The sequence below is a fragment of the Streptomyces sp. NPDC047085 genome (assembly GCF_040643735.1).
In the GTDB taxonomy this organism is placed as follows: domain Bacteria; phylum Actinomycetota; class Actinomycetes; order Streptomycetales; family Streptomycetaceae; genus Streptomyces.
Genome location: NZ_JBEYUW010000002.1, coordinates 1 through 19998, shown reverse-complemented (window position 1 = coordinate 19998; position 19998 = coordinate 1). Strand labels below are relative to the sequence as shown.

Below are 19998 nucleotides of genomic sequence, written 5' to 3'. Positions count from 1 at the left end.
TCTCCGTGTGCAAGGTCGTGGCCCGGGCGCGTACCCGTGTGGCCCCGGCGCCCGCCACGCACCAGACTGACCCCATGACGGAAACGGAATCCATCGCGTACGACGTCGTGGTGCTCGGGGCCGGGCCCGTGGGGGAGAACGTGGCCGACCGCACCCGCGCGGCAGGGCTCACCACCGCTGTCGTGGAGAGCGAACTCGTCGGCGGCGAGTGCTCGTACTGGGCCTGCATGCCCAGCAAGGCGCTGCTGCGGCCGGTCATCGCCCAGGCGGACGCCCGCCGCCTGCCCGGCCTGGCCCAGGACGTCCAGGGCCCCCTCGACACGCCCGCCGTCCTCGCCCGCCGGGACGACTACACCTCCCACTGGAAGGACGACGGCCAGGTGGCCTGGCTGGACGGCGTCGGCGCCGACCTGTACCGCGGCCAGGGGCGCCTCGCCGGCCCCCGCACGGTCACCGTGACCGGCCCCGACGGCACGGTCACCACCCTCACCGCCCGGCACGCCGTCGCCGTGTGCACGGGCACCCGCGCCCGGCTGCCCGACCTGCCAGGGCTCGCCGAGGTCGAGCCCTGGACCAGCCGCGAGGCCACCAGCGCCAAGGCGGCCCCCGGCCGGCTCATCGTGGTCGGCGGCGGTGTCGTCGCCACCGAGATGGCCAACGCCTGGCAGGCCCTCGGCTCGCAGGTCACCCTGCTGGTCCGGGGCAAGGGCCTGCTCAACCGGATGGAGCCCTTCGCCGGCGAACTGGTCGCCGAGGCCCTCACCGAGGCGGGCGCCGACGTCCGCACCGGCACCACCGTCGAGTCGGTCACCCGCCGCAACGGCACGGTCGTGGCCGTCACCGGCACCGGCGAGCGCATCGAGGCCGACGAGATCCTCTTCGCCACCGGCCGCGTCCCGCACACCGAGGACATCGGTCTGGACACCGTCGGCCTGGAACCCGGCTCCTGGCTGGAGGTCGACGACACCCTCCGCGTCGACGGCACCGACTGGCTGTACGCGGTCGGCGACGTCAACCACCGCGCCCTCCTCACCCACCAGGGCAAGTACCAGGCCCGCATCGCGGGCGCCGCCATCGCCGCCCGGGCCGCGGGCGGCCCCCTCCTGGACGAGCCCTGGGGCGCCCATGTGGCCACCGCCGACCACTACGCCGTACCCCAGGTCGTCTTCACCGACCCCGAGGCCGCCGCCGTGGGACTCTCCCTCGCCGAGGCGGAGCAGGCCGGCCACCGCGTCCGCGCCGTCGACGTCGCCTTCAGCTCGGTCGCGGGCGCGGGCCTGTACGGCGACGGCTACAAGGGGCGCGCCCGCATGGTCGTCGACCTGGACGAGGAGATCCTGCGCGGCGTCACCTTCGTCGGACCCGGCGTCGGCGAGCTGATCCACTCCGCCACCGTCGCCGTCGCCGGCCGGGTCCCGGTCGACCGCCTGTGGCACGCGGTCGCCTCCTATCCGACGCTCAGCGAGGTGTGGCTGCGACTGCTGGAGGCGTACCGGGACAACTGACCTGCCCGGCAGGGCGGTTCACGGCTTCGGCAGGTCGAAGCCGAGTGCCTCGGCCGCGGCACGAGGGGTCGGCTGCGCCCAGCGCGCAGCCACCGCCTCGTTCGTGGACAGGGACCGGATCTCGGCGCGGTCGAGGTACAGCACACCGTCGAGGTGGTCCGTCTCGTGCTGCACGATGCGGGCGGGCCAGCCGGTGAACACCTCGTCCAGAGGGGTGCCGCGCTCGTCCTCGCCGCGCAGCCGCACCTCCGCGTGCCGGGCGACGACGGCCTGCCAGCCGGGGACGCTCAGGCAGCCCTCGAAGAAGGCGGCCCGGGCGGTGCCGACGGGTTCGTACGACGGGTTGACCAGGACCCGGAACGGCTGCGGCACCCGGCCCCGGGCCACCGCCACGTCCTCGGGCACCGGCGCCGGGTCCTCGATGACCGCGATCCGCAGCGGCACCCCGACCTGCGGGGCGGCCAGGCCGACACCGGGAGCCGCGTGCATGGTGGCGCGCATGGCCTCGACGAAGCGGGCCAGCAGGGCCGGGGCGAGCTGGCCGTCGTACGGCTCGGCGCCCTGCCGGAGCACCGGCTGTCCGGCGGCGACGATGGGCAAGGGACCACCGGCGGCGAGGAGTTCCTCGACCCGCTCGGCGACGGACGCGCGATCACTGGGAGGTGCCATCGCGTCAGGATGCCATGCCCGCCCGCCGCTCCGCCTGGCCGGGCACACGCGGCGCTCGTGCCGTTCCCCCGGCCGGACCGGGACGCACGAAGGGCCCGGTCCCGCACCGGAACCGGGCCCCGCGCACCCGCTCACACCCGCGGGAAGTCACCCGCTCACTCCCGCGGGAAGTCACCCGCGAGGGCCGAGGCGATCCGCAGGTGCCGCTCCGCCTCGTCGTGCCGCGCCTGCCGTTCGAGCGTGCGGCCCAGCATCAGCCGGGCGTAGTGCTCGACCGGGTCGCGCTCCACGATGGTCCGCAACTCGGCCTCGGCGCGGCTCAGTTGGGCCGAGTGGTAGTAGGCGCGGGCCAGCAGCAGCCGGGGTCCGGTCTGCTCCGGCACCTCCTCGACCAGCCGGGCCAGCACCCGCGCCGCGCCCGCGTAGTCCTTGGCGTCGAAGAACTGCTGCGCGCGCTCCCAGCGCTCCGCGGCGGTTCCGTGGTCGTAGTACGTGGTCTCCACTCGTGACCTCCTTCGCCGCGTGGAACCCGCCGGGGTCGTTGAATATTCCACCACTGATTCGGCTACGCGTCCGGGCCGGCCGCGCCCGTCGGGTCCAGCGGTGCGTCCAGGAGTGCCGAGAGATCGCGGACCAGCTCCTCGGTCCGCTCGCTGTCGAGCCCGCCGAGGGGTTCCAGCAGCTGCCCCAGCAGCCCCTGGACGACCCCGATCGCCCGCCGGGTGACCGTACGCCCCTCCTCGGTGAGCGAGAGCTGCACGGCGCGCGGGTCGCGCGGATCCCTGGCCCGCTCCAGGAGCCCCGCCGACTCCAGCGCGCGGGCCAGCTTCGAGACGTACAGGGGTTCCAGCCCGGTGTGGTCGGCCAGTCGTCGCTGGCTGGGCCGCTCGCCGGAGCGCTGCATGCCGTACAGCGACGCCACCAGCGCGTACTGGGCATGCGTGAGCCCCAGCGGCGCCACCGCCCGGTCCACGGCGACCCGCCACTTCATCGACAGCCGCCACACCAGGAAACCCGGAGTGGCCCCTTCGGATGCCTTGCTCATGACGAATACCGTACATGGCTACTATCCGCCGGACATCTCCGGGCTCGTCCCGTCACAATCCGCGCGGCCGCCTCGTCGTACTGCTGAACCGCACCACGACCAGAGCAGGAGACACATCCATGACCAGGATCGGCATCATCGTCGGCAGCACGCGTCCCGGCCGTAAGGGCGAGCAAGTGGCCGCATGGGTCCAGGAGCTGGCCACGCGGCACGCCGGTGACGAGGCCTTGTTCGACGTGCTCGACCTGAAGGAGTTCGAACTGCCGCTGCTGGACGAGCCGGTTCCCGCCCTCGTTGCCCCCGGCGGCCGTCCGCACACGGTCCGGTGGGCGGAGCGGGTCGGCTCCTGCGACGCGTTCGTCTTCGTCACCCCGGAGTACAACTCCGGCGCCCCCGCGTCCCTGCGGAACGCCGTCGACTACCTCTACGAGGAGTGGACGCGCAAGGCGGTCGCGTACGTCGGCTACGGCGTCCACGGCGCCGTGATGGCCGTGCAGGAGCTTCGCGCCCAGGCGGGGAAGCTGCAGATGGCGGACATCGGACCGCAGGTCGCGCTGACGCTGCGCGAGGACTTCGTGGACTTCACCGAGTTCAAGCCGCAGGAGTCGCGCACCCAGGAGGTGCAACGGCTCGTCGACGAGCTGCTCGCCTGGAACACCGCGCTCGCGACCCTGCGCGCCGCGTCCCGCACCGCCGCCTGAGCGACCGCCTGAACGACCGCCGCGCGCCGGCCGGGAGCGGAAGCGGAACCCGGTCGGCGCGCCGTGAGAACGCCCCATGTGATCCTTGTCGCTGTCCCGCGGTGTGTTTGGCGAGTGCCTGATGGGCAGTCACTGCGGGATACGGAAGGATGGTGTCTGTTCTGTGGGGGAAGCCGTGAGAGTGTGCGTCATCGGTGCGGGCCTGTCGGGGCTGGCGGCGGCACGCGCCCTCAAGACCCAGGGTGTCGACTTCGTCTGTCTGGACGCGTCGGCCGGCGTCGGCGGGATCTGGCGCAGGCCGGGGGCGGGCGAGCGGGGACCCGGGTATCTCTCGTTGCACCTGAACTCCACCAAGCAGCTCACCGGTTACGCCGACCGTCCGATGCCGGACTCCTACCCCGTCTACCCCGGCCACCGCGAGATGGCCGCCTATCTGCGGTCGTACGCGGAGTGGGCCGGCGTGCTGGACCACATCGAGCTGGAGACGACGGTCGAGTCCGTGCGGCGGGCGGCCGACGGCTCTTGGACGGTGGAGAGCCGGGGCGCCGACGGCACCCGCACCACCCGCTCCTTCGCCCATGTGGTCGTCGCCTCGGGCCACAACACCGAGCCCTTCGTGCCCGCTCCGCCGCCGGGGTCCGACACCTTCGCGGGAACGATTCTGCATGCGTACGACTACCGCGACGGCAGCGACTTCGCCGGCCGGCGCGTGGTGGTCGTGGGCCTCGGCGCCTCGGCGGTGGACATCGCCGCCGACCTGTCCCGGCACGCCGAGCGGACCCTGCTGTCGGTGCGCCGGGGCCTGCACATCCTGCCCAAGCAGCTCTTCGGCACGCCCCTGGACGAGGTCGCCGAGGCCCCGTGGTGGAACGAGATGACCCTGTCGGAGCAGCGCCGCGTCATCGAACAGGCGCTGCTCACCGCCCGGGGCAAGCTGTCGGACTACGGGCTGCCCGAGCCCGACCACCCGCTCTTCGCCTCGGCCGTGACCCTCTCGGACGAGATCCTCAGCCGGATCCGGCACGGCGGGGTCGTCCCCAGGCCCGGGATCGAGTCCCTCGACGGCGACCGGGTGGTCTTCACCGACGGCACCTCCGAGCCGGCCGACGCGATCGTGTACTGCACGGGCTACCGCATGGCCTTCCCCTTCCTGCCCGACGGCTGCCCGATCGGCCCGCAGGGCACGGTCGAGCTGTACCAGCGGGTCTTCGCGCCGGACCAGCCGGGTCTCTCCTTCATCGGGCTCGTCCGGCCGCACGGTTCGATCACCCGGATCGTGGAGGCCCAGGCGCGCTGGGTGGCCCGGGTGGCCGCGGGCGAGGCGGCCCTGCCGGAGCCGGACGTCATGCGCAAGGAGATCGGCGACTACCTCGGCGGCATCGCGGGCCAGTACGGGGACCGGGAGGGCGCGTCGATCCAGGTCAATGTGGGGCCGTATCTGAAGGAGCTGCGCGAGATGTGAGACGGCCGGCACGGACCGGCCGGTGCGGGGTTCGGTGCGCGGTTCTCCACCGCGCGTCCGGGCCCCGTTCGTCGTACGACGGATGTGCCGCGTGGTGCCGAGGGGAGCGGTCCGGCGACGGCGGCGTACGGCTCCCCCCTGAGCGGTGCTCGACGGCGGGCGGGCCCTAGTGAACGGGCACGGGCTCCGCGAGCGGGAGGCGCGCGGGCGGGCGCACTCGGTACGCCTCCGAGGAGACGTACACGCTCACCCGGGGCGGATGGCCCCCTTGGTGGGCGACGGACAGGTAGGCGATGAGCCCCACGCCGTCCTCGAGCCGCCGTGCGGTGACGGCGGACAGCGCCTGACGCAGCGGGGCCGCGTCGATGCCGTGGCGGTCGAGCAGGGCCGTGGCGCGGGCCAGGGCCTCGCCGTCGTGCCGGGCGTAGTCGCGCACCGGGACGTAGAGGGTGAAGCCGCTGGGCAGGCCGCTGGCCGTCTCGGTGAAGGAATGGCAGGACTGGACCGGCCGCCGGGTGAGGCGCTCGTCCTGTCCCTCGTCCGCGCCGAGGCCGGGTTCGAGTCCGGCCGCGATGCGGAAGAACTCCTCGGTCCGCGCGGCCGGGGGGCCGCCGTCCGTCCGGCACAGCCGGCCGGCCTCGGCGGCCGAGAGGTCGTGGTGGGCGAGGTAGACCTTCGCCCGGGGCTCGTCCCAGTCGCCGAGGTCCAGGGCGAAGAACAGCGGGCGGTGGGCATCGGGCAGGTCCGCGAACGCCTTCCGGTGACCGAGCCGGTGCAGTGCCTCGCGCACGGTGTCGGCGGCACGGTCCGGACCGGACGCCGCCGGGTTCAGATACACCTTGACCTGCGGCACCCCGCCCGGTCTCAGCTCCAGCGCGCACCACAGGGCCAGCGGGCCGTGCGGAGCGACCGGGAGGAACAGGTCCTCCAGCTCGTCGAGCCGGTCGGTGGAGAAGTCCCAGCGCCGCGCCATCGCGCGCAGGAACCGCAGTCCCGTACGGCCGTTGCGGGCCAGGCCGGCCGTGCCGCACCCCGGTTCCAGCAGCACCCGCAGGGTGGGGGCGGCGTTCGGCACGAAGGACAGCGAGAACTCCACCGGCGTGTGGTCGTCGGAGAGGAAGGTGCGGTTGGGGGGCGGGAGGTCCAGCGGACGTGCGGCGACGGTCCCCAGCGACTCCAGCAGGGTACGCGCGTAGACCGTGGCGTCGTCGTCGCCCAGACCCACGGTCTCGCACAGCCGCAGCAACTGCCGCGCCGTATGCCCGCCGAGGGTGTCGGCGTCCGGGAGGGCCGTCACGTCGTCGCGGAGGGCGGTCATCGGGTCTCACGCCCCCGGCCGGCGGGAACAAGAAGATACCCGCCGGTCAGGGCGGGTATCCGAGCGTGCACGACGACAGGGCGTCGTATCGGAACGGTGTCGGTGGATATGAAGTCCACGAAACCTCCTTCGACTCATGAGCAACTCGATGGGACGCGTTGCTCACTACCCCCACAGTTGAATCGTCATGCAATGGTGAGGAGTTGACGGGTGTTGTGTGAATCACCCCTTCAGCCAGTTGAGGAACTGGCTCCACTTGCCCCCGCGTTCGGCCTTGCCGGCTGCCGCGGCCGCCGCCGGCTGCTGCTGCGCGGCCGGCTGGACGGCCGGCTGGGGCCTCGGCCGGCCCGCCGCCCGCGTCGGCGTGAACCGGGCGGGCAGGGTGACCAGACCCCGGTTGAAGGGGCCCGGACGCCACGTCAGGCTGTCGGCGGGGACGGCGAGTTCGACGTCGGGCAGCTGGTTGAGCAGGTTCTCCACGGCGGTGACGGTGACCTGCCGGGTGGGGTCCTTGGCGGGGCAGGCGTGCGGGCCCGCGCTCCACGCCAGATGGGCCCGGTTGCTGCCCGCCTGGCGGGCAGCCGTCAGGGCGGGGCCGGTGTTGGCGGCGGCGAAGCTGACCAGCACCAGGTCACCGGCCCGGAGCTGCTGCCCGGCGAACTCCATGTCGGCCACCGGGTAGTGGGCTCCCAGGTTCGACATGGGCGGGTTCTCCCACAGCGTGTCGTCGAGCGCCTCGTCGATCAGTCCGCCCTGGTGGGCGTACGCGTCGTGGGTGAGCAGCCGGTGCAGGGTGTTGCCGATGAGGTTGCGCAGCGGCTCGTTGCCCGCCACCAGCAGCAGGGCCAGCTGATGAAGCATCTCCTCGTCGGTCAGCCGGGCCGGATGCTGCATCAGCCAGCTGGTGACGTCCTCGCCGGGCCGGGCGCGCTTGAGCGCGATCAGCTCGCCGACGGCCGCGAACAGCACCTCCATCGCCTTCTCGGCGTTGACGCCGTCGAACATGCCGGTGACGCCGAACACCACCCGGTCGCCGATGCCGGCGGGGCAGCCGAACAGCTCGTTGAAGATGAACAGCGGCAACTGCTTGGCGTAGTCGGCGAGCAGGTCGGCCGAGCCGCGGCCGGCGAACTGCGCGATGAGGTAGTCGGAGATGCGCTCGGTGGACTGGGTGAGCCGGCGGGTGTCCACCTTGGACAGGCTGTCGGTGACCGCCTGACGCAGCCGCAGATGCTCGGCGCCGTCGCTGAACATGCAGTTGTTCCGGTACGCCAGCACGGGAGCGACCGGGCTGTCGGCGGGGATCTTGCCCTCGTTGAGGTCCCGCCAGCGGCGCGCGTCCTTGCGGAACGAGGCGGAGTCCTGCAGGAGTTGCAGCGCCGCCGCGTAGTCGGTGACGAGGGTTGCCTCCACACCGGGAGCGAGCTCGACGGGAGCGGCGGGGCCGTAGTGGCGCAGATAGGAGTAGTACGCCTGCGGATCGGCCGCGAACTCGGGGCCGTACAGGGGGACTCGGGCCCCGGAGTTGTGGGCCGGGCACCCGGGCGGGGGCACGGGGGTGGATTCAGCGTCCATGGTTGCTCCTAGCGGGCGCGTTCCTGCAGATGGCGGACGAGGGTGATGAGCGCTTCGGCCGACGACTTCTCGTCTCGCGCGTCGCAGGTGACGACGGGGGTGTCGTCGAGGAGGTCCAGTGCATCGCGCAGTGCGGCCTCGTCACGCAGGGGGGAGCCGTCGAAGTGGTTGACGGCGATGGCGTAGTCGAGTCCGTACTGCTCGATCAGGTCGATCACCGCGAACGAGTCGGCGAGCCGCTCGGGATCCACGAGCACGAGCGCGCCGAGCGCGCCGCGCGCCATGTCCTCCCACATCTGCACGAAGCGCTGCTGGCCGGGCGTGCCGAACAGGTACAGCACGACGCGCTCGCTGATGGTGAGACGGCCGAAGTCCATGGCGACCGTGGTGGTGGTCTTGCCGTGGACCCCCTTGAGGTCGTCGATCGCCTCGGCGGCCCGCGTCATCGTCTCCTCGGTGGACAGCGGCTCGATCTCCGAGATCGCCCCGATGAACGTGGTCTTGCCGACCGCGAAGTGGCCCACGACGAGGATCTTCACGGCGGTCTGGGTCGCGCCGCCGCGGACGTACGCCGCCTCATCCAAACTTGGCCCTGAGACCATTCAGCACCTCCTCCAGGATCTCCCTGTCGGCGAGAGGCGCCCGCTGCACCGGCGGGCGGGTGATGAGGTAACCGCCCTCGGTGAGGGCGGCGAGGAGGATCTTCACCACGCCGAGCGGCAGCTGGGTGTGACCCGCGATCTCGGCGACCGAGAGGTAGCCGGCGGAGCACAGGTCCAGCAGGTTCTGTTCCTCCGGTGACAGACGGGTCGGCCGCTGCTCGGAGTCGGCCGCCGCCGTGACCAGGGTGATGAGTGACAGCTGCTCCTCGTCGGGCAGCCCCCGCCCCTTGGTGATGACGTACGGTCGCACTAATTCCGGCGTTTGCGGCTCGAGTTCGCCGAACCCGCTCATGACCGCGCGCCGAGGTTCTCGCGCGGCGGCGTCGTAAGCGCCTTGCCGAGCTGACCGACGAGCTGCTGCATCCGGAAGGTGATGTCCGCCATGTCGACGTCCGGGGACGCGGAGACACCCAGGTAGGCGCCCTCGCCCGCGGAGATCAGGAAGACCCAGCCGCCGTCGAACTCGACCAGCGTCTGCCGCCACTGCTGGTTCGCGCCCTCGCAGAAGAACCCGAGCGAGCGGCTGAGCGACTGCACCCCGCTCATCGCGGCCGCCACCCGGTCCGCGTTGTCCTTGTCGAAGTCCTTGGTCCGGGCCATCAGCAGGCCGTCCGCGGAGATCAGGACCGCGTGCAGAGCCCCGGGAATCTCCAGAGCGCTGTCAAGCATCCATGACAGATCGTCGTTCACGAGACATCATGCCCTTCACTGCTCGCACCAGGTGTGCTGCTCGTCGTGTCCGCGTGCGTGGCCCGGCCCGACTGCGTGCCCCGCTGGAAGGCGCCCATGATCGCCGCCGACTCCGCGCCCGAGCGGGCGGGGGCGGGGCCGGCCGCGGTGCCGCCCGGGACGATCGTCATGGGCCGCTTGCGGCGCCGCTTGGGCAGGCCGTCGGCCGTCGTGGTGCCGACCGCCACCGGCTCGGGACCGCCGGAGGCGGCGGCCGGTTCGGGTGCGACGGTGGAGACGACCGGCGCGGGCTCCTTCTGCTCCGGGGCACTGGTCAGCAGATCGTGCGGCAGCAGCAGGACCGAGCGGACGCCGCCGTAGGGGGAGGTGGAGTCGACGGACACCTCGAAGCCGAAACGCTCGGCGAGCACACCGATCACGGCGAAGCCGAACTGCGGCGGATTGCCGAGTCCGGAAACACCGGAGACACGTTCCGACGACAGCAGTTTCTCCGCCCGGGCCCGCTCTTCGTCGTTCATGCCGACACCGGCGTCGTCGACGACGATGCAAATACCCTTCGGCACGGTACGGATATTGATTTCCACGACCGTGTCGGGGCTGGAATAGCTGGTGGCATTGTCGAGAAGTTCGGCGAGGGCCAGCGCCACCGGTTCGACGGCACGGCTGGTGATGCCGAAGTCGACCTGGGAGAGAATCTCCACCCGCCGGTAATGGCGGATCCTGCCCTGCGCGCTGCGGACCACGTCGTACACCGACGCCACCTCGCGCTGCCGGCCGAGCCAGCCGTCGCACAGCACGGCGATGGACTGGGCGCGGCGGCCGAACTGGGAGTTGGTGTGGTCGATCTCCAGGAGGTCCTGGAGGATCACCGACTCGCCGTACTTGTTCTGCAGCCGGGAGACGATGAGCTGCTGTTCCGCGGCGAGACCCTGCAGGGTCCGCATCGCCGACTTCAGTACGGTCTTCGTCGCCTCCTCGGCGCGCTCGTGAGCGACCTCGACGGACCGCGCGTACTCGTTCTCGAGCCGGGAGTTGTGATCCCTCAGGCCCGTGATCTCCTGCCTGAGCGCCCGGGTCGCCCTGCGCTGCCGAACGATCAGGGCAACAGCGGCAATCGTGATGACCAGGAGAACCCAGGACACCGGGTCGGGTATGTAATGCGTCATAAGACTCTCTTCAGGCGACTGACGGCCAGTTGCTGAATTCCCCTCGACGCGGGTGGACCGCCGGACCGCCCGCACCGGGGTCTCCGCCCGGGCCGTCCCCGTAGTCGGGGATGCCGTCCTGCTCGCGTCCGCCCGCTCTACAAACGAGCGTGATCGTATCACCGCGAGAGAGACTCCCAGACCGACAAAATCGGCTCGCCGATGAACAATTGACGGTCAATCAGTTACCACCACGCCCGACAAGACAACCGATAAACGGGCTTCCGCCCTCATTCGGAGTCAATACGGACGTACGACATGTTTTCCGGAAGACGGCGCGGGTACGCGGCGAGCGAGGTGCTGAACGATGGCCCGCATACTCGCCGAGGACGACGCCGTGGTCGTACACCTGGCCTGGTGGGAGAAGGTGACCGCCCACCACGGCGACCTGCGCCTGCCCTGGGCCGCGGTCCGCCGGGTCACCGTCGAGCCCGACTGGTGGCGCACCCTGCGCGGAGTCCGCCAGAGCGGCTGCTCCATCCCCGGCACCCTGTCCCTCGGTACACGCTGCCACCAAGCCGGGAAGGACTTCACCGCCGTGCGGCCCGGCACACCCGTCGTATGCGTCGAACTCCGGCCGCCCGCCCCCTTCCTGCTCCTCGCCGTGTCCGAGCAGGACGAACAGGAGGCCGAGGCCGTCGTGGACAGGCTCGGCCGGGCGGCGCCGAACATCGACACCTCCACGCCCTGCCGGCAGCCGCTCCCCGTGGCGGGGGAAGAAGTGGAGGAAGGGGAGGAAGGGGACTGAGCGAGCGGGCCGAGCGGTGTGCTCGCGTCGAGGTCACCGGGCCGGGGGCGGCCCGGTGACCTCGACGAGGGCCGGACGCAGCAGCTGGTCACCGACCCGGTAGCCGGGGCGGAGGATCTCGGTGCAGATCAGCCGGTCGGCCTCGGGGGAGACGTGATGGGCCTCGGCGTCGTGGCACGTGGGGTCGAAGGGATCACCGGCCTCCCCGAAGGTCCTGAGCCCCAGAGATCCCGCCTGGGTCCACAGGGTGTCGGCGATGTCCTTCAGACCCGGGGTCATGGGCTCGTGGGCACACGCGCGGTCGACGGCGTCCAGGACAGGCACGAGGGCGCGCAGGACGTTGGCCACCGCGATCTCGCGCACGGCCAGGCGGTCCCGGTGCACCCGCTTGCGGTAGTTGTCGTACTCGGCCTTCACCCGCTGCAGGTCGGCCGTGCGCTCCTCCGCCAGACGCCGCAGCCGCGTGACGTCCGTGGTCTCCAGCCGGCCGTTCTCCATCGTCAGCCCGCCTCCCCCTTGCCCTGGTCCTTGTTCTGGTTCTTCTCGTCCTCCTCGTCGACGATCTCGGCGTCCACCACGTCCTCGTCCGAGCCGGGCCCGCCGGCCGAGGCGTCCGAGGCCGCACCCGCCGTGGCACCGCTCTCCGCGCGCGCCCTCTCGTACAGCCCGGTCCCGATCTTCTGGGCCGCCTGCGCCGCCCGGTCCAGGGCCTGCCGGATCGCGGCGGTGTCCTCACCCTTGAGCTTCTCCTTCAGGTCGGCCAGCGCCGTCTCCGTCTCGCGCTTCGCGTCGTCCGGGATCCTGTCGGGGTTGTCCTTGATGAGCTTCTCGGTGGAGTAGACGAGCTGTTCGGCCTGATTCCGCGTCTCCGCCGCCTCCCGGCGCCCGCGGTCCTCCTCGGCGTGCTGCTCGGCCTCACGGACCATCCGGTCGATGTCGTCCCTCGGCAGCGCGGAACCGCCGGTCACCATCATCTTCTGTTCCCTGCCGGTGCCGAGGTCCTTCGCGGAGACGTGCATGATCCCGTTGGCGTCGATGTCGAAGGCCACCTCGATCTGCGGGACGCCCCGCGGGGCCGGCGGCAGACCGGTCAGCTCGAACATGCCGAGCTTCTTGTTGTACGCCGCGATCTCGCGCTCGCCCTGGTAGACCTGGATCTGCACGGACGGCTGGTTGTCCTCGGCCGTCGTGAAGATCTCGGAGCGCTTCGTCGGGATCGTGGTGTTGCGCTCGATGAGCTTGGTCATGATGCCGCCCTTGGTCTCGATGCCGAGGGACAGCGGGGTGACGTCGAGCAGCAGGACGTCCTTGACCTCGCCCTTGAGCACACCGGCCTGCAGGCTGGCGCCCACGGCTACGACCTCGTCCGGGTTGACGCCCTTGTGCGGGTCCTTGCCGGTCAGCTCCCTGACCAGGTCGGTCACCGCGGGCATGCGCGTCGAACCGCCCACCAGAATCACGTGGTTGATGTCGGACAGCTTGATCCCGGCGTCCTTCACCGCGTTGTGGAACGGTGCCTTGCAGCGGTCCAGCAGGTCCGCCGTCAGCTGCTGGAACTGGGCGCGGGTCAGCTTCTCGTCCAGGTGCAGCGGGCCCTCGGCGGAGGCCGTGATGTACGGCAGGTTGATCGTCGTCTCCGACGCGCTGGACAGCTCGATCTTGGCCTTCTCCGCGGCCTCGCGCAGCCGTTGGACCGCCATCCTGTCCTTGGACAGGTCCACCCCGTACCCGTTCTTGAACTGCTTGACCAGGTGGTCGACGACGCGCTGGTCCCAGTCGTCGCCGCCGAGATGCGTGTCGCCGTTGGTCGCCCGCACCTCGATCACACCCTCGCCGATGTCGAGGAGGGACACGTCGAAGGTGCCGCCGCCGAGGTCGAAGACCAGGACCGTCTGGTCGTTCTCCTTGTCCAGTCCGTACGCCAGTGCCGCCGCCGTCGGCTCGTTGATGATGCGCAGGACGTTGAGGCCGGCGATCTCACCGGCCTCCTTGGTCGCCTGGCGCTGGGCGTCGTCGAAGTAGGCCGGGACGGTGACGACGGCATCCGTGACGTCCTCCGCGAGGTACGCCTCCGCGTCCCGCTTCAGCTTCTGCAGCACGCGGGCGGAGATCTCCTGGGCGGTGTACCGCTTGCCGTCGATGTCACCGTGATCCGGGAAGCGCCAGGCGTGATCGCCCATGTGCCGCTTGACCGAGCGGGCGGTGCGGTCGACGTTCGTCACGGTCTGCCGCTTGGCGACCTCCCCGACGAGGACCTCGCCGTTCTTGGCGAACGCCACGACCGACGGCGTGGTCCTGGCGCCCTCCGTGTTGGTGATCACGGTGGGCTCTCCGCCTTCGAGGATCGACACCACCGAGTTCGTCGTACCGAGATCGATGCCTACCGGACGCGCCATGAGGGCTCTCCCTCCTCGTCGTCGCTGTACTCGTCAGGGGCGCCTGCGCCGGTGCACGGGCCTCGACGGCGGCCCGGCCCGGGCGTCCTCAGTCTCCGCTGATCTCGATGTGGCGGGGCTTGGTCATCTCCGTCTTCGGGATCTTGACGGTCAGCACTCCGTCGCGGAGAGTGGCGTCGACCCCTTCCGTGTTGATCTCACCGGGCAGCAGCGTCCGGTACTCGAAGCGTCCCGTCCGCCTCATGGAGCGGCGCAGCATGCCGGTCCGCTCCTTCTCCTTGATCTCGCCGCTGATCATGAGGTCCCGGTCGCTCAGCTCGATGTCGATGTCCTCGCGCGCGACGCCCGGAACATCGACCTCGATCATGTAGGCGTCGTCGGTCTCGGAGAAGTCGGCCAACGGCGCCCAGGCGGCGGCGCCGGTGGCGGCGGGCGTCGCGCCGAACGTGGATTCCAGCAGCGATCCCATGCGGCTGAACAGGTCGTCGAACTCGGCCATCGGGTCCCTCATCCACCCGGGGAACGGCCGCTCGGCGAGCCTGCCAGAGGTGCGTCGTACAGGCATGTTCATGACTGTCCCGCCTCCCTGAGTCTCTTCTTTTTGGCGAGTACCCGCTCGGGTCCTGCTCACGCTGCTCAGGGGCTGCTCACGATGCTCAGGCCGGGGCCCTGCTCACTCCTCGGGGACGCCCTCGTCCACCCGATGAGTCCTGGCCCATGTGGCACCGCAGGGGCAGTGCGACAGCTCGATCACATCACCGTCGTCGCTCACCCTCAGGCCGTCCCCGATGCGGACGTGAACATGCTCGCTCATGGCGCCTCCTCAAACTGCCGGGATGCTACGCAAAAGGTCGCGAATGCGAACCGGACGCCCACATGCTGGGATTTCCCTGCCCCGCCGCGTCCGAGGCGAGGGCGGCGGTCCACGGAAGCGGGTCACCCGCGCGAGGCGCGGACGACGTGCGTCGGCCTGCCCTGGAGGCGCGGGCCGGGCGGACGTCCGCGTAAATCCTTGAGCGATGGCGTGATCAAAGCGCAGCATCGCCGCCGATGGCGACCGTGACCCCCTCATGTTCCCGTCTCCCTCCGTGTCCGTACGTAAGCGCAGCGCGATCGACGTGACGCGAAGTCCTCTTGAGCCGGCCGGGAGGCGGCAAAAGACTGCTGCGGTGACGAGGCCGCGCCGACCCCCGGGACCCGCGGCACAGCAGTCACCATCACAAGGTCGCGATCGCAATGTGAGGAGAACGTCGATGCCCGACGCCGGCCGTCGAGACGCCGCACACTCGATCACCCTGACCGACGGCACCGCCACCCGGACCCGGGAGGCGGTCCCCGTCGACCTGGTACCGGTCCAGGAACTGCACCGCCGATGCTCGCCGGGCAGCCGGGCCCTGCGGTACAACGCGGGGAGGTCCGGGCTCTCACCTGCCGAATGGCGCCGGCTGTCCAGTCCGGAGCGCGGCACCACGCTGGTGACCACTCCAGCCGGGCGCACGGACCACATCATCGCCATGACCAACGTCATGCGCACCGATCAGCAGGGCGTGGGGGAGCTCGCGATCCTGGTCGAGGACGCGTGGCAGGCCAGGGGGCTCGGCACCGCGCTGGCCGCGCACGCGGCGATCGTCGCCCGCCGCGAGGGCCACCACACACTGGCCGCCGCGGTGTCGGCGAGCAACACACCGATGCTCCATGTCCTGGAGAAACTGGACGCGACACCGGCCCACTCCACCGGGTCCGTGCTCGACCTCCGCATCCTGCTCCAGGACCCGGCCGCACCCTGAACGGCGTGCTCACCGCGAGCCGTGGCCGACACCGTGCTCGGTGAGCAGGAGGGCGATGTCGTCGGCACGGTAGGGGGAGCGGCGGGCCTCGTGCAGGATCCGGTCGGCGAGTTCGTCCAGCGAGTCCGCACGCGCGTGGGCCAGTGATGCTCGCAGGCGGTCGATCCCCACGTCGATGTCGGTGCCGGGTTCCTCCACCAGCCCGTCCGTGTAGAGGGCGAGAACGGATCCGGGCGGGAGCGCGACACGGGTCTGGGGGTAGGCGCTCGCGTGATCCACGCCCAGCACCGGGCCGACATCCAGGTCGAGGGCCTCGGTCGTGCCGTCGGGGCGGCGGAGCAGAGGAGGCGGGTGCCCGGCGGTCACCGCGTAGGCGTGCCGGCCGTGGGGCTCGAGATGGAGGTAGCAGCAGCTGGCCAGCAGGTGGGAGTCGAGGTCGATCAGGGTCCGGTTGACGCCGGCCATCACGTCGCCGGGCGTATGGCCGACGGCTGCGAAGGCCCGTACCGCGCTGCGCAACTGTGCCATGGTGGCCGCGGCGGCGATGCTGTGCCCCTCCACGTCGCCGATGACGAGGCGGGCCCCGCTGTCGGTGAGGATGACGTCGTACCAGTCGCCACCGATGTCCATACCGCTGCTGGCGGGCAGATAGCGGGCGACGGCGCGGATACCCGGGACGGTGGGCAGCCGGTGCGGCAGCAGCGCCCGCTGCAGGCCGTGCGCCACGGCGAACTCGGCGTCGTAGAGCCGTGCTCGTTCCAGGGCCTGGGCGATCAGCCCGGCGAGTGCGGTGAGGACGCCGCGGTCCTTCTCGGTGAAGTGATGGATCTCGTCGAAGCCGAGAACGCAGGTGCCGACCGGGCGGCCGGAGGCGATCAGCGGCAGATAGGCCCATGAGCTCACCTGGCCCATGGGGACTCCCGGGTAACCCCGGGTGAGGTCCTGCTGCGACTCGATGAAGAGCGGGGCACCGGACGTCAGGGTCTCGGTTCCCGGCAGGCGGGCGCGCAGCGGAACGCCCTCCAGCCAGTCGAGGAATTCCTCGTGGCGGCCGGTGTGATGGAGCAGGTGCATCGCTTCGCTGTGGACCTCGTAGATCGCCATCTGCTGACCCCCGAAGGCCGGCAGCAACTGGTCGGAGACGACTTCGCACACCTGGCGGGTGGTGACTGCCTCGGTCAGGGCGCTGCTCAGCTGCAGGACGTGGTACATGGCACCCAAACGGGCCGGTGCGGCGGCGGGTACCGCGGTGACCGGCGCGGCGGACACCGCGGCGGCCGACTGGGCACGGGACGCGGGCGCCACACAGGCGGTCACCCCGTCCGCCCGCGGGTGGAGGGAGAAGGCGAGCCACTGGTCGGGCGGCCGGTTCGCCAGGAAGGACGACGGCGTCTGGGAGATCATCGCGGACCGGTGCCGGTATTCGACGCCGGGGTCGGACAGCCATGGCAGGGCGTCCCAGAGGCAGCGGCCCAGTACCTCGTCGGCGGACACGTCCAGCAGGCGCAGGGCACTGCGGTTGGCATACGTGACCCGTCCGTCCGGGGCGAGGGAGAACAGCCCCTCCCGCAGCCGTTCGAGCGCGGCGACGGCCGTGGTGCCGGCCTGGGCGTCCACGACCGCGCCGACCACTCGCGCGCCGAGGCGAGGGTCGTCGGCCTCCGGGGCGCGGCCCCACAGCTCGACCGTGCGATAGCCTCCGCCGCCGTCGCCGTGATCCCGTGCGCGCAGCCGGCGCGCGGTGATCCGGCCCTCGCCCGCCGCCTCCCGGGCGCAGGCCCGGAACGCCGCTCGATCACCGGGGTGCAGGCACGAAGCGAGTGTTTCGACGCGTCCGTCGAAGGCATCGGGGTCGAGACCGAGAATCGCGCAGAACGCCTCGTCCACGCTGAGGGTTCCGGAGCCGAGGTCCCAGTCGAACAACCCCACCCGTGCGGCTGCTGCCGAGGGAGCCGGGGTTTCCACGGGAACCGTCCTCGGGTCGCACTCCACGGGCTCGCCGGTACGGTCACGGAGCGCGGCCAGTCGGTTGCCCAGCCGGCCGGCGACGCTCCGCAGGTGGCGGCGCTGGGCCTTGGACAGTCCTTCGCCGCCCGGTGACGCCGACCAGACGATCGCCAGCGCCCCGAAGCGCTCCCCTCCTGCGTGCACCGGCACCGAGCAGGAGCCGAAGGCATGCGGCAGAGCCACCGCGAGCTGGGGGAACCTCCGCATCGTCTCATCGGCGTCGGCCAGGTGCACCGTGCGCCCGGACTTGTATGCCACGGCGACCGGGATGGGACTGTTCACCGCGATGAGGCTCCAGCCACCCAGCAGGGAAGGCGGCACTCCGCACGTCGCGGCGAGCACGATCGACCGACGGTCGCGGGAGCGGAGGAAGATGCTCCCCGCGTACGCGCTCGTGCCCTGGACGCCTTCCACGACGGCCTCGGCGAGCACGTCCTCGAGCTCCGCCGTCCGGCCGCCGGTCATCCCGCGCATACATCCAGTGTGCGCAGGTCAGGCCACCGGCGGCCACAACCCGGTCGTCGGCCCCACGACGACGGTCCGGGAGAAGCCGACCGGCTCTCCGGGGGGACACCGGACTGCCCGCACCATGCCGACGCAGTGGCTGACGACCCGACAGGAACGCCGCGCGTGAGCGGCTGGTGAAGAAATCGGCACGGATAATTCTTCGTCGTTTCTTGGTGATTCAACCAGCGTAAAGGGCTGCACGTTCGCATTCGGGTTGCTTCGAATGTGCGCGAATCCTGTGGAGATCGATCGCGATCGAAGTGTCAGGGGCACGTCATGGGGTTGATCTGTCCGCGACAAGTCGACAGGCTCCAGAGCACGCGCAGCGCTGCCGTTCGAACGTCGATCCCCCCACTTCACGAGGAGACCCCTCTTGACGGCGCATCACAAACGCATGGGCAAGGCCAGGACCGTCACCGCGGTCGCGGCCGCCGCTACCGTCGTCGGTACCGCCCTGTACGTGTCCCCCATCGCCCAGGCCGGACAGCCCGCGGAAGGCACGGTCTACGGACTGCATGCCGAAGGAGCCGTGGCCGGCAGCTACATCGTCCTGCTGGACCAGAAGGCGTCCGGCGCCCAGAAGCAGGAGTTGGCCACCGAGTACGGCGGCAAGGTCCGCCGGACCTTCGGCTCGGCGGTCAACGGCTTCTCCGCCGACAGCCTCACCGAGACGGAGGCCAAGCGGCTCGCCGCCGACCCCGCGGTGTCCAAGGTCGTCCAGAACAAGAAGTTCCACATCGACGCCACCCAGGACAACCCGCCGTCCTGGGGCCTGGACCGCATCGACCAGAAGGACACGGCCGGCGACGGCAAGTACACCTACCCGGACAAGGCCGGCGAGGGCGTGACCGCGTACGTCATCGACACCGGCGTCCGCATCAGCCACAAGGACTTCGAAGGGCGGGCCAGTTCCGGGTTCGACGCCGTCGACAACGACGGCAACGCCGACGACGGCAACGGCCACGGCACCCACGTGGCGGGGACCATCGCCGGTGCCGCCCACGGTGTGGCCAAGAAGGCCAAGATCGTCGCGGTCCGCGTGCTGGACAACAACGGCTCCGGGACCACCGAGCAGGTCGTCGCCGGCATCGACTGGGTGACCAAGAACCACCAGGGGCCCTCGGTGGCCAACATGAGCCTCGGCGGAGGCGCCGACCCCGCCCTCGACGAGGCGGTCAAGAAGGCCATCGCCTCCGGCGTCACGTTCGCGGTCGCCGCCGGCAACGAGTCGGCGGACGCGGGACAGGGCTCACCGGCCCGCGTGCCCGAGGCCATCACGGTCGCCTCCAGCACCAAGGACGACGCCCAGTCGGACTTCTCCAACTTCGGCAAGATCGTGGACCTGTACGCGCCGGGCTCGGACATCACGTCCGACTGGAACGACAGTGACCAGGGAACCAAGACGATCTCCGGCACCTCCATGGCCACCCCCCATGTCACCGGAGCCGCCGCCGTCTACCTGGCCGGACACCCGGACGCCACTCCCGCTCAGGTCGCTTCCGCGCTGACCGCCGCGGCAACCAGCGACAAGATCACCAACCCGGGCAGCGGAACACCCAACAAGCTGCTGAAGGTGACCGAGTAGGTCCACGAGGAACCAGGGGCCCGGTGGTGCCGCCCGTGCGCACGGGCGGGGCCCCCCCGCCCCCCGGGGCGCCCCGGGGGGCCCCCCCCCACGACAAGCCGGGACCCCCCCCCCGGGCCGCCCCCGCGGCCGCGCG

General features: G+C 71.2%; 20 protein-coding genes. 6 read left to right on the top strand and 14 right to left on the bottom strand.

From position 1 onward, the window contains the following. Positions 1-74: 74 nt before the first annotated feature. Positions 75-1505: an NAD(P)/FAD-dependent oxidoreductase gene (locus ABZ865_RS05820; protein WP_361224495.1), complete on the top strand. Its 1431-nt coding sequence runs from the start codon at positions 75-77 to the stop codon at positions 1503-1505. An 18-nt stretch (positions 1506-1523) separates the two neighbouring features. On the opposite strand, the gene ABZ865_RS05815 is transcribed toward ABZ865_RS05820, so the two are convergent. The 3 genes from ABZ865_RS05815 to ABZ865_RS05805 form a co-directional block, all read right to left on the bottom strand. Beyond that, positions 1524-2174: a peptide deformylase gene (locus tag ABZ865_RS05815; protein ID WP_361224491.1), complete on the bottom strand. Its 651-nt coding sequence runs from the start codon at positions 2172-2174 to the stop codon at positions 1524-1526. Between the two features lie 155 nt (positions 2175-2329). Further along, complete coding sequence (locus ABZ865_RS05810) at positions 2330-2677, bottom strand: tetratricopeptide repeat protein (RefSeq protein ID WP_361224488.1); 348 nt, start codon at positions 2675-2677, stop codon at positions 2330-2332. 62 nt (positions 2678-2739) lie between these two features. Beyond that, positions 2740-3219, bottom strand: coding sequence for a MarR family transcriptional regulator (locus ABZ865_RS05805; protein WP_361224485.1), 480 nt, complete (start codon positions 3217-3219; stop codon positions 2740-2742). A gap of 119 nt (positions 3220-3338) precedes the next feature. On the opposite strand from ABZ865_RS05805, the gene ABZ865_RS05800 reads away from it, so the two are divergent. Together ABZ865_RS05800 and ABZ865_RS05795 are read left to right on the top strand one after the other, a co-directional pair. Further along, on the top strand, positions 3339-3920 hold the full coding sequence (locus tag ABZ865_RS05800; protein WP_361224482.1) for an NADPH-dependent FMN reductase: 582 nt from the start codon (positions 3339-3341) through the stop codon (positions 3918-3920). A gap of 175 nt (positions 3921-4095) precedes the next feature. After that, a complete protein-coding gene (locus ABZ865_RS05795; protein ID WP_361224480.1) occupies positions 4096-5382 on the top strand; it encodes an NAD(P)-binding domain-containing protein in 1287 nt (428 codons plus the stop codon). Positions 5383-5548: 166 nt separating this feature from the next. On the opposite strand, the gene ABZ865_RS05790 is transcribed toward ABZ865_RS05795, so the two are convergent. The 6 genes from ABZ865_RS05790 to ABZ865_RS05765 all read right to left on the bottom strand — a co-directional run bounded on the left by ABZ865_RS05790 (position 5549) and on the right by ABZ865_RS05765 (position 10793). Beyond that, positions 5549-6700 carry a tryptophan dimethylallyltransferase family protein gene (locus ABZ865_RS05790; protein WP_361224477.1) on the bottom strand — a complete coding sequence of 384 codons (1152 nt, stop codon included), beginning with the start codon at positions 6698-6700 and terminating at the stop codon, positions 5549-5551. A gap of 222 nt (positions 6701-6922) precedes the next feature. Then, on the bottom strand, positions 6923-8275 hold the full coding sequence (locus ABZ865_RS05785) for a cytochrome P450 (RefSeq protein ID WP_361224474.1): 1353 nt from the start codon (positions 8273-8275) through the stop codon (positions 6923-6925). 8 nt (positions 8276-8283) lie between these two features. Further along, positions 8284-8877 (bottom strand): ATP/GTP-binding protein, encoded by a 594-nt coding sequence (locus tag ABZ865_RS05780; RefSeq protein ID WP_361224471.1) that lies wholly within the window; start codon positions 8875-8877, stop codon positions 8284-8286. Beyond that, positions 8852-9229, bottom strand: a complete 378-nt coding sequence (locus ABZ865_RS05775; protein ID WP_361224468.1) for a DUF742 domain-containing protein — start codon at positions 9227-9229, stop codon at positions 8852-8854. Before ABZ865_RS05775 ends, ABZ865_RS05780 begins: the two co-directional genes overlap by 26 nt. Next, positions 9226-9627: a roadblock/LC7 domain-containing protein gene (locus ABZ865_RS05770; RefSeq protein WP_361224465.1), complete on the bottom strand. Its 402-nt coding sequence runs from the start codon at positions 9625-9627 to the stop codon at positions 9226-9228. Before ABZ865_RS05770 ends, ABZ865_RS05775 begins: the two co-directional genes overlap by 4 nt. Then, positions 9624-10793 (bottom strand): ATP-binding protein, encoded by a 1170-nt coding sequence (locus ABZ865_RS05765; protein WP_361224462.1) that lies wholly within the window; start codon positions 10791-10793, stop codon positions 9624-9626. The genes ABZ865_RS05770 and ABZ865_RS05765 overlap by 4 nt, the downstream gene beginning before the upstream one ends. Positions 10794-11139: 346 nt before the next feature. Here ABZ865_RS05765 and ABZ865_RS05760 point away from each other — a divergent pair, with 346 nt between their 5' ends. Further along, a complete protein-coding gene (locus ABZ865_RS05760; RefSeq protein ID WP_361224459.1) occupies positions 11140-11580 on the top strand; it encodes a hypothetical protein in 441 nt (146 codons plus the stop codon). A gap of 33 nt (positions 11581-11613) precedes the next feature. On the opposite strand, the gene grpE is transcribed toward ABZ865_RS05760, so the two are convergent. The 4 genes from grpE to ABZ865_RS05740 form a co-directional block, all read right to left on the bottom strand. After that, the gene (gene grpE, locus ABZ865_RS05755) at positions 11614-12078 is read right to left on the bottom strand and encodes a nucleotide exchange factor GrpE (protein WP_361224456.1); all 465 of its coding nucleotides are present in this window, start codon (positions 12076-12078) and stop codon (positions 11614-11616) included. Between the two features lie 2 nt (positions 12079-12080). Beyond that, the gene (gene dnaK / locus ABZ865_RS05750; protein WP_361224453.1) at positions 12081-13976 is read right to left on the bottom strand and encodes a molecular chaperone DnaK; all 1896 of its coding nucleotides are present in this window, start codon (positions 13974-13976) and stop codon (positions 12081-12083) included. 88 nt (positions 13977-14064) lie between these two features. Next, entirely contained in the window at positions 14065-14541 is a 477-nt protein-coding gene (locus tag ABZ865_RS05745) for an Hsp20/alpha crystallin family protein (RefSeq protein ID WP_361224450.1), read from the bottom strand. Positions 14542-14649: 108 nt separating this feature from the next. Next, on the bottom strand, positions 14650-14790 hold the full coding sequence (locus ABZ865_RS05740) for a hypothetical protein (RefSeq protein ID WP_361224447.1): 141 nt from the start codon (positions 14788-14790) through the stop codon (positions 14650-14652). Positions 14791-15229: 439 nt separating this feature from the next. On the opposite strand from ABZ865_RS05740, the gene ABZ865_RS05735 reads away from it, so the two are divergent. Then, positions 15230-15763, top strand: coding sequence for a GNAT family N-acetyltransferase (locus ABZ865_RS05735; RefSeq protein WP_361224444.1), 534 nt, complete (start codon positions 15230-15232; stop codon positions 15761-15763). 9 nt (positions 15764-15772) lie between these two features. On the opposite strand, the gene ABZ865_RS05730 is transcribed toward ABZ865_RS05735, so the two are convergent. Continuing rightward, a complete protein-coding gene (locus ABZ865_RS05730) occupies positions 15773-18244 on the bottom strand; it encodes a SpoIIE family protein phosphatase (RefSeq protein WP_361224441.1) in 2472 nt (823 codons plus the stop codon). A 406-nt stretch (positions 18245-18650) separates the two neighbouring features. On the opposite strand from ABZ865_RS05730, the gene ABZ865_RS05725 reads away from it, so the two are divergent. Next, a complete protein-coding gene (locus ABZ865_RS05725) occupies positions 18651-19862 on the top strand; it encodes a S8 family peptidase (protein WP_361224438.1) in 1212 nt (403 codons plus the stop codon). The last annotated feature ends 136 nt before the right edge of the window (positions 19863-19998 follow it).